This window comes from Modestobacter sp. VKM Ac-2977, assembly GCF_026968045.1.
In the GTDB taxonomy this organism is placed as follows: domain Bacteria; phylum Actinomycetota; class Actinomycetes; order Mycobacteriales; family Geodermatophilaceae; genus Modestobacter.
Map to the genome: position 1 here is coordinate 569,067 of NZ_JAPVBQ010000003.1, position 13,987 is coordinate 583,053.

General features: G+C 72.3%; 11 protein-coding genes. 5 read left to right on the top strand and 6 right to left on the bottom strand.

What is annotated here, in order from left to right:
- Window positions 1-56: 56 nt before the first annotated feature.
- The 3 genes from O2V63_RS15580 to O2V63_RS15590 form a co-directional block, all read right to left on the bottom strand.
- The gene (locus O2V63_RS15580; RefSeq protein WP_269168470.1) at window positions 57-2,750 is read right to left on the bottom strand and encodes a S8 family serine peptidase; all 2,694 of its coding nucleotides are present in this window, start codon (window positions 2,748-2,750) and stop codon (window positions 57-59) included.
- A 123-nt stretch (window positions 2,751-2,873) separates the two neighbouring features.
- Complete coding sequence (locus O2V63_RS15585) at window positions 2,874-3,824, bottom strand: methyl-accepting chemotaxis protein (protein WP_269168471.1); 951 nt, start codon at window positions 3,822-3,824, stop codon at window positions 2,874-2,876.
- Between the two features lies 1 nt (window position 3,825).
- The gene (locus tag O2V63_RS15590; RefSeq protein ID WP_269168472.1) at window positions 3,826-4,404 is read right to left on the bottom strand and encodes a PAS domain-containing protein; all 579 of its coding nucleotides are present in this window, start codon (window positions 4,402-4,404) and stop codon (window positions 3,826-3,828) included.
- Between the two features lie 137 nt (window positions 4,405-4,541).
- On the opposite strand from O2V63_RS15590, the gene dcd reads away from it, so the two are divergent.
- Both dcd and O2V63_RS15600 read left to right on the top strand, forming a co-directional pair.
- Window positions 4,542-5,135, top strand: a complete 594-nt coding sequence (gene dcd / locus O2V63_RS15595) for a dCTP deaminase (RefSeq protein ID WP_269162705.1) — start codon at window positions 4,542-4,544, stop codon at window positions 5,133-5,135.
- A gap of 89 nt (window positions 5,136-5,224) precedes the next feature.
- Window positions 5,225-5,998: a methylase gene (locus tag O2V63_RS15600; RefSeq protein WP_269168473.1), complete on the top strand. Its 774-nt coding sequence runs from the start codon at window positions 5,225-5,227 to the stop codon at window positions 5,996-5,998.
- 2 nt (window positions 5,999-6,000) lie between these two features.
- Here O2V63_RS15600 and O2V63_RS15605 read toward each other — a convergent pair whose 3' ends face one another.
- The 3 genes from O2V63_RS15605 to O2V63_RS15615 form a co-directional block, all read right to left on the bottom strand.
- The gene (locus O2V63_RS15605) at window positions 6,001-7,311 is read right to left on the bottom strand and encodes a CynX/NimT family MFS transporter (protein WP_269168474.1); all 1,311 of its coding nucleotides are present in this window, start codon (window positions 7,309-7,311) and stop codon (window positions 6,001-6,003) included.
- A gap of 50 nt (window positions 7,312-7,361) precedes the next feature.
- Window positions 7,362-7,922, bottom strand: coding sequence for a hypothetical protein (locus O2V63_RS15610; protein WP_269168475.1), 561 nt, complete (start codon window positions 7,920-7,922; stop codon window positions 7,362-7,364).
- Window positions 7,923-8,067: 145 nt separating this feature from the next.
- Window positions 8,068-10,359: a (Fe-S)-binding protein gene (locus tag O2V63_RS15615; protein WP_269168476.1), complete on the bottom strand. Its 2,292-nt coding sequence runs from the start codon at window positions 10,357-10,359 to the stop codon at window positions 8,068-8,070.
- A 287-nt stretch (window positions 10,360-10,646) separates the two neighbouring features.
- Here O2V63_RS15615 and O2V63_RS15620 point away from each other — a divergent pair, with 287 nt between their 5' ends.
- The 3 genes from O2V63_RS15620 (at window position 10,647) to grpE (ending at window position 13,976) form a co-directional block, all read left to right on the top strand.
- Window positions 10,647-10,985 (top strand): hypothetical protein, encoded by a 339-nt coding sequence (locus O2V63_RS15620; RefSeq protein ID WP_269168477.1) that lies wholly within the window; start codon window positions 10,647-10,649, stop codon window positions 10,983-10,985.
- A gap of 284 nt (window positions 10,986-11,269) precedes the next feature.
- Window positions 11,270-13,156, top strand: a complete 1,887-nt coding sequence (gene dnaK, locus O2V63_RS15625; protein WP_269168478.1) for a molecular chaperone DnaK — start codon at window positions 11,270-11,272, stop codon at window positions 13,154-13,156.
- Between the two features lie 64 nt (window positions 13,157-13,220).
- Window positions 13,221-13,976, top strand: a complete 756-nt coding sequence (grpE, locus tag O2V63_RS15630) for a nucleotide exchange factor GrpE (protein WP_269168479.1) — start codon at window positions 13,221-13,223, stop codon at window positions 13,974-13,976.
- The last annotated feature ends 11 nt before the right edge of the window (window positions 13,977-13,987 follow it).

A 13,987-nucleotide genomic window follows, 5' to 3' on the forward strand; every position in this document is an offset into this window, starting at 1 on the left:
AGCAAGGCAGTCGCCCCCGACCGGTACCCGGTCGGGGGCGACTGTGTCTCAGCGGCTCAGAGCAGCACACCTCGGCAGCTGGTGCTGCAGTCCAGCGACCAGAACGAGCTGCCCAGCCGCCCGAAGGCCGCCGAGCGCACCAGCCGCTCGCCGTTCGGCCCGACCGCGGTGACCAGGGACGAGCCGCCGCCCGTGCCCGGCGTGCTGCCGGAGTCCGGCGTCGACCCGTCGTCCGTGTCCGGTGCCGTGCCGCCGCCGGCCGGCTCCTCGACGTAGGTGAGGCCGTCGGCCAGCACCGAGGACTCCGGCCCGGACGGGCCGAAGACGGAGACGTCGTACACCCCGGCCACCAGATCCGGAGCGGTGAAGACGACCGACGTGCTGTCGGAGCTGACGACGGTGGCCTCCCGGGTGTCCCCGATCCGCACCCGTGCGCCGTCGGGGACGTTCGTCCCGGTGACCGTCACCCGCGTCCCGCCGGCGGTGCTGACGACCGCCGGGGAGATGCTGGTCAGGCCGAACGACCCGACCTCGGGGTAGGTGATGACGGACGGCGGCGGGGTGGTGTCGCCGGACCCGCCGCCGGGGCTGGTGCCCGGACCCGGCGGCGTGCCTGAGTCCGTGCCGCTGTCCGGGACGGTGTCCAGGGGGGCGTCGGCGTTGTCGGCACCATCCGCTCCCGAGCCGCTCTCCGCACCGGTGCCGGTGTTCGGGTCGGTGGGCACCGGCGCACCCGTGCTCGGTGGAGTGGTGGCTGGTGCGTCCGGCGTGACTCCCGTACCCGGCCCGGCCGAGCCGGTGTCCGAACCGTCCGTACCCGAGTCCGAACCGCTGCCACCGTCGGTCCCTGAGCCACCCGTCCCTGAACCACCCGTTCCTGAGCCGTCGGTGCCTGACGGGGCGGTACCCGAGCCATCGGTTCCAGGACTGTCAGTGTCCGAGCCGACGCCGGTCGAGGGATCATCGCCGTCTCCAGAGCCGGCGCCCGGGGTGGTGGGGGCCGGCGTCGTGATGCCGTCCGGTGACGGGGTCGAGGTGGCGCTGACCAGCAGGGGCGCGGCGAACGTCCCGCCGAACGGCTGGCCGTCGACGTGCATCTGCGCGCTCAGCGCGTAGCGGCCCGGGGCGAGGTCGAGCGACGGGGCCAGCTCCAGGCCCTCCGCCGTGGTCAGCGTGCCCAGCGGGACGGTGACCTGGCCGGCGTCGTCGGTGGTCAGCGTGGTGCCGGCGATCGTGACCTCCTCGCCGGACAGTGCCCAGACCTCGCCGCCGCGCTCCATGCCCAAGCCGAGCACGAGCTCGTAGTCGCCGGCCAGCTCCGGGCCGGTCGCCCGGAGCTGCGGCGTCACCGGGCCGGCCGTGGCCCTCATCGAGGTGAACCGGTACCCGACGCCGGTCTCCGGTGCCAGCTGGCTGAGGGTCAGCCGGCCGCCGGTCACCGACTTCCCCTGGAAGGCCGTGATCGGGTCGACGTCCGCCAGCAGCGCCGCCTTCAGCTCGGCGGCCGTGGCGGTCGGCATGGTGGTCCGGTACAGCGCCAGGGCGGCTGCGACGTGCGGTGCGGCGATCGAGGTCCCGCTCACCAATCGGTAGCTGCCGTCGTTCCAGGTGGTCGCCACCTTGTTGCCGGGGGCGAACAGGTCCACCGACGTCGCTCCGTAGGCGGAGCTGGCGGAGACGCCGTCCACCGCGTTGGAGCTGCCCACGACGATGAGGTTGTCGTCCGGCGAGCTTGCCGGGTAGAACTTCGAGGAGTCGCGGTCGAGCGCGTCGTTGCCTGCCGCGGCCACGATCAGGACGCCCTTGCTCGCCGCATGGGCGATCGCCGACTGCAGGTTCGTCAGGGCGCTGCCCGTGAACTGTCCTCCCCACGAGGCGTTGATGATCGTGGCGCCGTGGTCGACGGCGTACCGGATGGCCTTGGCCGCGAGGTCGACGTTGACGGACTCCCCGCTGCCGATCACCAGCGGCATGATGGTCGCCTCCGGCGCCACCCCTGCTGACCCGATGCCGTTCCCCGCGCGAGCGGCGAGGACGCCGGCGACCGAGGCCCCGTGCGAGCCGTCCACGCCGTTGTCCACGTCAGCGCTGTTCGTGTAGAAGTTCCAGCCGTGACAGTCCCCGGTCAGGCCGTCACCGTCGGCATCTCCCGTGCAGGAGGGGTTGGTCCACAGCGACCCGGCCAGGTCGGGGTGGTCGGAGTCGAAGCCCGTGTCGGTGAGGGCGATGACGATGCCCTTGCCCGTCGAGGCCGCCCAGCCGTCGGTCACGTCGATGTCGGCGTCGGCCTTGGCCTCCTGCTCATGCACGTTGGTCCCGGTGTTCTCCAGGTTCCAGCCGTAACGGACCGCGTAGGGGTCGCTGACCGTCCCGAGCACCGGGACCGAAGGCGAGAGCTCGACGTCGGCCACGCCAGGCAGTGAGCGCAGGGTCTGCGCCGAGATGCCGTCGGTCGCCACCAGCGCGGTGGCCTCGAAGAGGGACTGCGCGGAGTCGACGCCGTCCAGTTGGTCCAGCTCGGCCAGGAACTGCGGCGTGACGTCCCCGGCTGCCGCAGTGACCACGTACCGGGTCAGGCCGTCGCCGGTGCCGAAGCCGTCGGCGACGGCGATCGGGAGGCCGGGCCCCGCCAGCGCGTCCACGGCTGCGGCACCGCCGAAGCCGGTCAGCGCAGCGGCGACGACGGCGACCACGCGCACGCCCCGGCCGTGCGCGGGCAACCGACTGCCCTGGTGGCCCACGAGATCCATCCGGTCCTCCTCCGAGGTGCACCCCGTGCTGTCACGGCGGTGCTCGAAGGAGGGGCATCGGCGCGGCCGGTCCCCCGCTGGAGCGTCCCGATCGCCTCTCCCCTCATCGGGTGACCCCGGACGTCAGCCCCGCATCTCGCCCAGGAAGCCGGTCATCTCCGACCGCAGCTTCTCCGCCATCTGGGACAGCCCGGTGGTGTCGCTGCCGGCCGGCCCCAGCGACGCGGAACCGTCGACCGCTGCGGCGATCCCGTCGACCAGCCCGTTCATCTCCGTCACGGTGTTCCCGACGTTGCTCATCACGGTCGCGACGTCGTCGCAGGCCGCGCGCACCGACTCCACCTGGGTGGTCACCCGCTCGGTGGCCCGGGCGGTCTGGTCGGCGAGGTCCTTGACCTCGGAGGCGACGACGGCGAAGCCCTTGCCCGCCTCGCCGGCGCGGGCCGCCTCGATGGTGGCGTTCAACGCGAGCAGCCGGGTCTGGTCGGCCACCGTCTCGATGAGCGCGATGACCTGCTGGATCTCGGTCGAGGAGCGGTCCAGCGAGGTGATCGAGTCGCGGGCGCGCTCGACCTCGGTGCTCGCGGCGGTGGCCGCCCCGGTGAGGCCGGCGGCCGAGGCGCTGAGCTCGGTGGCCGCGGTGGCCACGCCCTCGCTCATCGCCAGCACCACGGACTCGAACTCGTCGGCCAGCCGCAGCCGGGAGTCCCGGGCCTCCACCACGCGATCGGCGCTGCACCGCATCGCGTCCCGCGCGGCGTTGATGTCCGACGCGCTCTGCCGGTAGGCGCCGGGCAGGCCGGTGAGCAGCACCTGCCGGTGGAAGCGGCCCTCGGCCGCCGAGGTCAGCGCGGCGCTGGACTCCCGGATGAAGGCATCGGAGACGTCGAGCGCGCGGTTGACGCTGTGCTGCAGCGCGACCAGTTCGGGGACGCCGTCGGACCCGGGGACCGGGCGGCTGCGCGCCTCGAGGTCGCCCCGGGCCGCGGCATCGCAGGCCTCGGTCAGCTGCTGGACGAAGGCCCGGTAGACGGCCAGCTCGGCCGCGTCGCCGGAGGAGGGACGCCGTGGCATCTCAGTCGCCCTTCGCGCTGATGATCGACCAGATGAAGTCCTCGTAGCTGGGTGCCCGTTCCGCGATCAGCCGGCGCAGCAGCTCGCTGGACGCCGCCACCGCGGCCCGTGCGGAGGGGTGCCGTCGTTCCTCGGTGAGCAACTGGTCGTAGAGCGGCTTGACCGCCGCGATCCCGGCGCGGGAGGGCCGGCGCCGGTTGGAGTGGTAGCCCACCACGGCGCCGTCCGGCCCGTAGGAGGGCGTGACGTGCGCGAGCACCCAGTAGTGGGCGCCGTCGGCGGCCAGGTTGTCGATGTAGGCGAACAGCTCCTGCCGCTGGGCCAGGGTCTCCCAGAGCAGGGCGAACACCGCGCGGGGCATGTCCGGGTGCCGGATCAGGTTGTGCGGCTGGCCGATCACCTCGTCGAGGGAGTAGGCGCCGACCCGCAGGAACACGTCGTTGGCGTAGGTGATCACCCCGCGGGCGTCGGTCTTGGAGACGATGAGCTCGTCGGGGGAGAAGGTGCGTTCGACCCCGGTCGGGCGCACGGCCCGACGTTCGGCGCGGGACGCGCCGGGTGTCGCCATCGTCAGGACCACGGTCCCCTGCTTCCGTCCACTGCCGTTCCGGCACTCTGCTGTGTCACGGGTACATCGGCAGGAGCGAGCCGCTGTCGACCCGGGTCGGCCGGAACGGGACGAAGGTCCCGAGCAGCGCTGTCCCTAGACTCCGCGCCATGCTGCTGTCCGACCGCGACATCCGAGCGGCCCTGGCGACCGGCCGGCTCGGGATCGAGCCCTACGAGCCGGCGATGGTGCAGCCCTCGAGCATCGACGTCCGGCTCGACCGGTTCTTCCGGGTCTTCAACAACGCCCGGTACACCCACATCGACCCGGCCGAGCAGCAGGACGACCTGACCACCCTGGTCGAGCCCACCGGTGACGACGCCTTCGTGCTGCACCCGGGTGAGTTCGTGCTCGGGTCGACGCTCGAGGTGGTCCGCATCCCCGACGACCTCGCCGCCCGGCTGGAGGGGAAGTCCTCCCTCGGGCGGCTCGGGCTGCTCACCCACTCGACGGCAGGGTTCGTCGACCCCGGGTTCACCGGGCACATCACGCTGGAGCTGTCCAACGTGGCGAACCTGCCGATCACGCTGTGGCCGGGGATGAAGATCGGCCAGCTGTGCCTGTTCCAGCTGAGCTCGGCCGCCGAGCACCCCTACGGCTCGGCGGTCTACGGCTCGCGCTACCAGGACCAGCGCGGGCCGACGCCGTCCCGGTCGTTCCGCAACTTCAGCCGGGCCGAGACCCGCCGCCCCGACCCGGCCTGACGGGTACCGCGGGCGGCGGGTGTCCGACGACTCGGTGAACGGTGGCGCGAGGCCGGATGACGGACCGCCTTCCGGGGTAGGCCTGCCCCATGGACCCCCGGGACACTGCTGTTCTCCTGCCCCAGCCGTCGGGCAACCACATCGTGGACGGCTTCTTCGACTGCGCCGAGGAGTCGGCTCACTACGCGTTCTCGGTGCAGCTCCTGCTGACGCAGTACGCGACGCTGGTGCCCTGGCAGACCGAGGGGGTCGCGGAGCTCGGCAGCGGTGACGCACGGGCCATCGCCCACGTCGTCCGGGCGGTGCCCGGGCTGCAGGTGCACGGCACCGACATCAGTGCGACGTCGGTCGAGCGGGCCCGGCAGACGATCAGCGGCCTCGACGTGGCCGACCGCTACGCCGTCGAGCACGGTGACTTCTTCGCCTGGGCCGACTCCCCGAGCGGGCGGGACGTCTCCACGGTGATCGCCAACCCGCCCTACATCCCGGCGCCGGACGCCGACATCCTGATGCCCGAGCTGTGGGGCGGCTGGTACGGCAACGACATGGTGCTCCGGCTGCTCAAGGCCGGGTTCGATCATCTGCTGGTCGCGCTGCCCAGCTACTCCGACCCCGCCGCCACCCTGGCCACGGCCCGCGACCTCGGGTACCAGGTGGCCAACTTCCTGGCGATGGGCCTGGAGTTCGGTGCGTACAGCGGGGAGCCCAGGGTGCGCGAGCACATCGCCGAGCTCACCGCGGAGGGGCGCGGCTGGGCGGGCGAGGACTCCTACGTCGTCGCCGTCGCACTGCTCACCCGGTCACCGGAGCTGCGTCGGGACCGGTCCACGGAGCTGCTGCGCGCCCTGCAACTGCCGGTCTGAGCTCAGCGCTCGGGGCGTGGGAGCAGGACCGGTGGCTCGGCGCCGGCGACCTCGGTCTCCGGGAAGTCCTCCGGGCGACCGGCCGGGCCGCCGAGCGCGGGCACCTCGTCGTCGACGTACCTCGGCCGGCAGATGCTCCAGCCGGTGACCAGCAGCAACCCGACCCCGGCGTAGACGAGCACGAACATGCCGGTGTAGCCGCCCGTGAGGCCCCGCAGCAGGCCGACCAGCAGCGGGCCCACCCCGGCCAGTGCGTACCCCCAGCCCTGGGCGACGGTGGAGAGGGCGCTCACCGACTCCGGGGTGCGCCCGCGCATCCCGAACAGGGCAAGGATCATCGCGAACGTGCCCATGCCCAGCCCGAGCAGGCAGACCCACAGCCAGGTCAGCGTCAGCGGGGCCAGCAGCAGGCCGGTCCAGCCGGCCAGGTAGCAGGCGACGAAGGCCAGCAGCATCGGCCGCTGCCAGGTCGGCCGCACCGTGCCGAGCGGGACGACGGCGTTGAGCGGGATCACGATGAGCGCGTTCAGCCCGACCAGGAACCCGGCTGCCTCCGCGGACATCCCCTGGTCGCGGAGGTACTGCGCCGTCCAGCCGACGATGACGTAGGCCTGCATCGCCTGCAGGCCGAAGAAGGCCGCCATCGTCCAGGCCAGCCGGCTGCGCCCGAGCGCACGCAGCCGCACCGCTGCGTGCCCGCCCCGGGAGGCCCCCGGCCGGACCGGCACGGCGAGCCACGGCAGCGCCGCGACCAGCGCGAACACCGCCCAGATCCCGAGGCCCCAGCGCCAGCCCTCCGCGCCGGCCGCCTCGGCGATCGGCGCGGTGGAGACGCTGGCGACCGCCCCGCCGATCGCGAGTGCGGTGCTGTAGGCGCCCACCAGCAGTCCGGTCCGGTCCGGGAACCACCGCTTGACCAGCCCGGGCAGCAGCACGTTGCCCAGCGCCCCGCCGACCATCGTGGCCACGGTGCCGAGCAGGAAGACCCACACGTTCGGCACCGACACCCGCAGCAGCAGCCCGATCGCCATGACCAGCAGGGCCGCGGCGAGCACGTGCCCGTCGCGGAACCGGGCGGCCAGCGGCGGGCCGGCGAAACCGATCAGGGCGAAGCAGATCAGCGGCATGCTGGTGATCAGGCCGGCGAGGCCGGAGGAGATCCCGAGACCGCGCTCGATCTCCTCCAGCACCGGGCCGACGCTGTTCACCGCGGTGCGCAGGTTGAACCCGGTCAGCACGATCGCCGTCCCGACCAGGACCAGCCCCTGCCGGGAGGAGGTGCGCGTCGGCGGTGGGGCGGCGCTGCGGGTCACGTCCGCTCATCCTCCTCCCCGAGCCGCCGCCGCCCGGGAGTCGGGTGCTCCTACCGGGTACCGGTCACCGTGACCGGCACCGCGGCCACCTGCTCGGTCGTGCCGTCGCCGGCCACCCGCAGCATCGCCAGGTCGTGGACGCCGTCACCGGCCGGGGCGGCCAGCCGCAGGGTCGGGCTCACGCACTGGGGCAGTCGGAACGCCGGTCCGGCAGGGGTCTCGGTGTAGCTGACGGTGGTGCCGGCGTCGCCACGGACCGGTTCGCCGTCCAGGGTCATCACGTAGTCGACGTCCTCGGCCCCGGTGACCCGGAACCGTAGCGGCTGGCCGGCGGTGACGACGCTGCTGGCCACGGCGATCTGCGGGGCGTCGCAGTCGGCGGTGATCGGCACGTCCTGGGCGCCGCGGCCGCCGACGACGGCGAGCACCGACATCGCCACGATCGCGACCGCCAGCCAGGTCCAGTGGCGGCTGCGCCGGATCGTCGGGCGGTCGTCGGCCAGCGCGCGCTCGTCGTTGACGTCGCGGGCGTAGTGCATGCGCGTGCTGCGGGAGGCGGCGGCCCGTTCGGCCTCCCCGCGGCGACGGCCGCCGCCGTACGGAGAGCTCATGGTGCCCAGTGTCCCTCCGGCTCGTCCCCCTGCACCGACGACCGTCCCCCCGCACCAACGCTGGTGCGGGGGGACGGTCGTTCCCGGCCCCGCTGCAGGGGCCCGCCGCGGGCTTGCGAGCGGTGGGGGGCAGCGGGGTCCTTCGTCAGTTGTGCTGGGTGGCGGCCGATCCGGTCCCGGCCGGGTCGTCGGGCTCGGTGCCCACGCCGGGGCCGGAGTCCGTGCCCGGCGCACCCGCGGGGGCCATCGAGCGGAGCAGGATCTGGCTGACGTCCAGGACCTCGACGTGCGACTTCGCCTCGCCGGCCTGCTGCTTGCTGGTCACCGCGTCCGACAGCATCGTGATGCAGAACGGGCAGGCGGTGGAGATGACGTCCGGGTCCAGCTCGAGCGCCTCCTCGGTGCGCTCGACGTTGATCCGCTTGCCGATCTTCTCCTCCATCCACATCCGCGCGCCGCCGGCGCCGCAGCAGAAGCCGCGGTCCTTGCAGCGGTGCATCTCCTGGGTGGACAGGCCCTTCACCGAGTCGAGGATCTCCCGCGGCGGTGTGTAGACCTTGTTGTGCCGGCCCAGGAAGCACGGGTCGTGGTAGGTGACCTTGCGGTCGATCGGGGTGACCGGGGTCAGCCGGCCCTCCTCGACCAGCTGGCCGAGCAGCTGGGTGTGGTGGACGACGTCGTAGTCGCCGCCCAGCTGCGGGTACTCGCGGTTGATCGAGTTGAAGCAGTGCGGGCAGGTGGCGACGATCTTCCGCCGTCCGGCCGGGCGCTCCTCGAAGACGGCGTTGAGCGTCTCCACGTTCTCCTGCGCCAGCTGCTGGAAGAGGAACTCGTTGCCCATCCGGCGGGCCGGGTCACCCGAGCAGGTCTCCCCGTTGCCCAGGACGGCGAACTCCACGCCGGCGATGTGCAGCAGCTCGGCGACGGCCTTGGTGACCTTCTTGGCGCGGTCGTCGATGGCGCCGGCGCAGCCGACCCAGAACAGGTACTCGACGTCGTCGTCGATCGCGCCCTCGACCTGCCGGACCTCGAAGTCCAGCTCCTTCATCCACTCCTCGCGGATGTTGCCGCCCACGCCCCACGGGTTCCCGCGGTTCTCCAGGTTGCGCATCATCACGCCGGCCTCGGACGGGAAGCTGGACTCGATCAGCACCTGGTAGCGGCGCATGTCCATGATGTGGTCGACGTGCTCGATGTCGACCGGGCACTGCTCGACGCAGGCGCCGCAGTTGGTGCAGCTCCACAGCACGTCGGGGTCGATGACCCCGCCCTCCTCGAGGGTGCCGACCAGCGGGCGGTGCGCCTGCGCGTCGTTGGTGCCCTCGATGCGGGCGTAGCCGGAGGCCCAGACCTGCTCGGCGCTGGGCTCCAGGGTGGTGAAGTCGGCGAAGTTCGGCGCCTCGTCGGAGGCCTTGGTCGCGCCGGTCAGGTACGGGGCCTTGGCGTACAGATGGTCCCGCAGGTCCATGATCACCATCTTCGGCGACAGGGGCTTGCCGGTGTTCCAGGCCGGGCACTGGCTCTGGCACCGCCCGCACTCGGTGCAGGTGGTGAAGTCCAGCATCCCCTTCCAGGTGAAGTCCTCGATCTTGCCGCGGCCGAAGACGTCGTCCTCGCCCGGGTCCTCGAAGTCGATCGGCTTGCCGCCCGAGGTCATCGCCGGCAGTGGGCCGAGGGCCTGCGTGCCGTCGTCCTCACGCTTGAAGTAGATGTTGAAGAACGCGCTGAACCGGTGCCACGCGACGCCCATGTTGAGCACCCGGGAGATGGTGATCAGCCAGCCCAGGCTCACCACGATCTTGACGAACGCGACGACCGACAGCAGGTCGGGGTTGGCCGGGACGATGTTCGCCAGCAGGCCGGAGACCGGGTGCGACCAGGCCGGCGCGTCGGTGAGGTCGGCGGCGACCTTGATCGCGCGGATCAGCAGGATGCAGATGCCGATGGTCAGGACGACGGCCTCGACGAAGTAGCCGCGCCCCTCGTTGGACCCGGCGAACCGGCTGTCCCGTCCCTTGCGACGCGGGTGGTCCAGCTGCCGCCGGACGATCAGGTACAGGATGCCCAGCACCGTGGCCGTGCCGATCAGGTCGGCGAAGAGGTTCCACAGGCTCCACTCGCCGATCAGCGGGAGGTGCCACTCCGGGTTGAAGACCTCCCCGAACGCCTCGACGAGGGTGAGGAACAGGCCGTAGAACCCGATGAAGACGAACCAGTGGGCGGCGCCGATGGCCGACCACTTGAGCATCCGGGTGTGCCCCAGCGACTCGACCGCCAACGTCTTCAGCCGCGGGCCGACCGGGCCGGAGCGGGTCGGGTCGGGCTGGCCGGCGCGGAAGATCCGCAGCATCGCGCGGACGGCCTTGGTGGCGTAGACCACCGAGACCACCAGCAGGATCACGGCCAGCGTGCCGAGGACGATCTGCAACGGGCCCATGAGCTCCCTCTCGTGCGTGCGCGGGCGTCGTCGCCCACCCGGCACGGACACTAACCGGGCGCCCACAGGCTACTCGCGGGTAACCCTCCAGCCCCGCGCCGTCGCCCGAGCCCGCCAGCTCTGGGACCAGGTCACCTGGTCGCGTGGGCACCTACCGGGTGGCCGGCCGGGCGGTAGGTGCTCACCACGCGAGGTGGGACGTCGCCGTCCACATCGGGCCCCGCCGTCCACATCGGGTCCCGCTGTCCACAGCTGGACCGCGAGGCCGCCTCGAGCTCGGTCGCGGGGTGACCCTCGACGAGTGCTCCCGGTCCTCGACGAGATCGCCACGCGCCGCCGGCGACCCACGGCTCGCCCACCTGCTCGACGTCGCCGCCGTCCTGGTCGCCCTACCGCGGCGCCCGGCGGTCAGCCACGCATCGGCGGCGGCCGTGCACGGGTTGCTCGTCCCGTGCCGGGGGCTGACCGAGGTGCGGCTCACGGACCCGTACAACTGGCGCGTGGGCCGCGGCTACCGGGTCTCTCAGGGTGGCCTGCCCGCCCGTGCGGTGGCCGGCTGGGGACCGCGCGGGTTCCGGGTGGTGCGCCGTCCCGGCCTGACCGGCGGGGGTCGGCGTCCTACCTGACCGTGTGGGCACCTACCGAACGGTGGGCCGCGGGGTAGGTCGCCACATGACCAGGTGACCTGGTCCCGGTGCGACGGGGCGTGAAGGTGAAGGCACGTCGAGGGCGCCCTGCAGGTGAGGGGGGCGTCACGGTCGGACGCCCCCGGGAACACGCGAACGCAGACTGCCGTTAGGCTGGGCAGGAAAGTTGAGCGGACCAGGCGCAAGGCCCAATGGTGGACGGCGCCGGGCCCCCGACTCCCAGACCAGCACCATCCCGTCAGCAACGCTAGGAGAGGCCTTCCATGGCACGAGCAGTCGGAATCGACCTCGGCACCACGAACTCCGTCGTCGCGGTCCTCGAGGGCGGCGAGCCCACCGTCATCGCCAACTCCGAGGGTGCGCGCACGACTCCCTCGGTCGTCGCGTTCGCCAAGAACGGCGAGGTCCTGGTCGGCCAGTCGGCCAAGAACCAGGCGGTCACCAACGTCGACCGCACGATCCGCAGCGTCAAGCGCGAGATCGGCACCACCTGGAAGACCGGCGACGTCGACGGCAAGCAGTACACCCCGCAGGAGATCAGCGCCCGGGTGCTGCAGAAGCTCAAGCGCGACGCCGAGACCTACCTGGGCGAGCCGGTCACCGAGGCCGTCATCACCGTCCCCGCCTACTTCGAGGACGCCCAGCGCCAGGCCACCAAGGAGGCCGGGGAGATCGCCGGCCTCAACGTGCTGCGCATCGTCAACGAGCCCACCGCCGCGGCCCTGGCCTACGGCCTGGACAAGGGCGAGACCGAGCAGACCATCCTGGTCTTCGACCTCGGTGGCGGCACCTTCGACGTCAGCCTGCTGGAGATCGGCGACGGCGTCATCGAGGTCAAGTCCACCGCCGGTGACAACAAGCTCGGTGGCGACGACTGGGACGAGCGGGTCGTCAAGCACCTGGTGCAGACCTTCAACGCGCAGTCCGGCATCGACCTGGCCAAGGACAAGCTGGCCATGCAGCGACTGCGTGAGGCCGCTGAGAAGGCCAAGATCGAGCTGTCCGGCGCACAGTCGACGAACGTCAACCTGCCCTACATCACCGCCGGCGCCGACGGCCCGATGCACCTGGACGTCACGATCACCCGCGCCGAGTTCCAGCGGTTGACCCAGGACCTGCTGGACCGCACCAAGGCCCCGTTCAACCAGGCGATCCGCGACGCCGGCGTCAAGGTCGGCGACATCGACCACGTCGTCCTGGTCGGTGGCTCGACCCGGATGCCCGCCGTCACCGAGCTCGTCCGCGAGCTGACCGGCGGCAAGGAGCCCAACAAGGGCGTCAACCCCGACGAGGTCGTCGCCGTGGGTGCCGCACTGCAGGCCGGTGTGCTCCGCGGCGAGGTCAAGGACGTCCTGCTGCTCGACGTCACCCCGCTCTCCCTGGGCATCGAGACCAAGGGCGGGATCATGACGAAGCTCATCGAGCGCAACACCACGATCCCGACCAAGCGCTCGGAGATCTTCACGACGGCCGACGACAACCAGCCGAGCGTGCAGATCCAGGTCTTCCAGGGCGAGCGCGAGATGGCGTCCTACAACAAGAAGCTCGGCATGTTCGAGCTGACCGGTCTGCCGCCGGCCCCCCGCGGCGTCCCGCAGATCGAGGTCGCCTTCGACATCGACGCCAACGGCATCGTGCACGTCCACGCGAAGGACCTCGGCACGGGCAAGGAGCAGTCGATGACCATCACCGGCGGCTCGGCCCTGCCCAAGGACGACATCGCCCGGATGATGGCCGACGCCGAGGCGCACGCCGAGGAGGACAAGAAGCGCCGCGACGAGGCCGAGACCCGCAACCTCGCCGAGTCGCTGCAGTACCAGACCGAGAAGTTCCTGGCCGAGAACGGCGACAAGATCCCGGCGGAGAAGAAGGAGGAGCTCGGCGAGGCGCTGACCGAGCTCCGCTCCTCCCTCGGCGGGTCGGACATCGCCGCGATCAAGACCGCGCAGGAGAAGGTCGCCCGGATCTCCCAGGAGGTCGGCGGGGCCCTCTACGCCCAGGCGCAGGCCGACGGTGCCACCGACGGTGCGGCAGGTGACGCCGGCTTCGACGGCGGCACCGACTCCACCGGTTCGACCTCGACCGCGGCCGCTGGGGACGACGACGTCGTCGACGCCGAGATCGTGGACGACGAGTCCGACAAGCGCTGACCTCACCGTCGACGCGCAGGTGCACCGGCCCGGGTGACCGGGCCGGTGCACCTGGCGAGAGACGATGAGCCAGCAGGACGAGCAGGCGCCGCGGGTCGTCATCCGTGACGAGCGGCGCATCGACCCGACCAGCGGCACGGTCCGCGTGCCGGCCGGCGACGAGCCGGCCGGCGCCACGCCGGAGCAGGGAGAGCACATGAGCGAGCACGACAACGACACGAGCGCCTCCGGGAACGGAGCGGGCCCGGTCGTCGAACCGCCGGTGACCGGCGGGATCGAGAGCGGGGCCGACGACACCGCGCGGCAGCTGGCCGAGCGGACCGAGGACCTGCAGCGGGTCACCGCCGAGTACGCCAACTACCGGCGCCGGGTCGAGCGTGACCGGGTCCTGGTCGTCGACCAGGCGGCCGAGCGCTTCGCCGGCCAGCTGTTCCCGATCGTCGACGACATCGAGCGCGCCCGGGACCACGGCGACCTCACCGGCGCCTTCAAGGTCGTCGCCGACCGGGTGCTGGGGCTGCTCGACGGCCTCGGGGTCACCTCGTTCGGCAAGCCGGGCGACCCGTTCGACCCGGCCCTGCACGAGGCAGTCCTGCACGACACCTCGCCGGAGGTGAGCGAGCCGACCGCCACCACGGTGCTGCGGCCGGGCTTCCAGCGCGGGGACCGGGTGCTGCGCACCGCGATGGTCGGCGTGAGCGAGCCGGAGACCCCGGCCGCGCCTGCTGCGGCGGCGGCGGGACCGGAGGTCGTGGACGCCGAGGTGGTCGAGACCGCCGCGGACGTCGATCAGCCGGGCTCCGGCCCGGCCGCCGGCTGAGCCCGATCCCC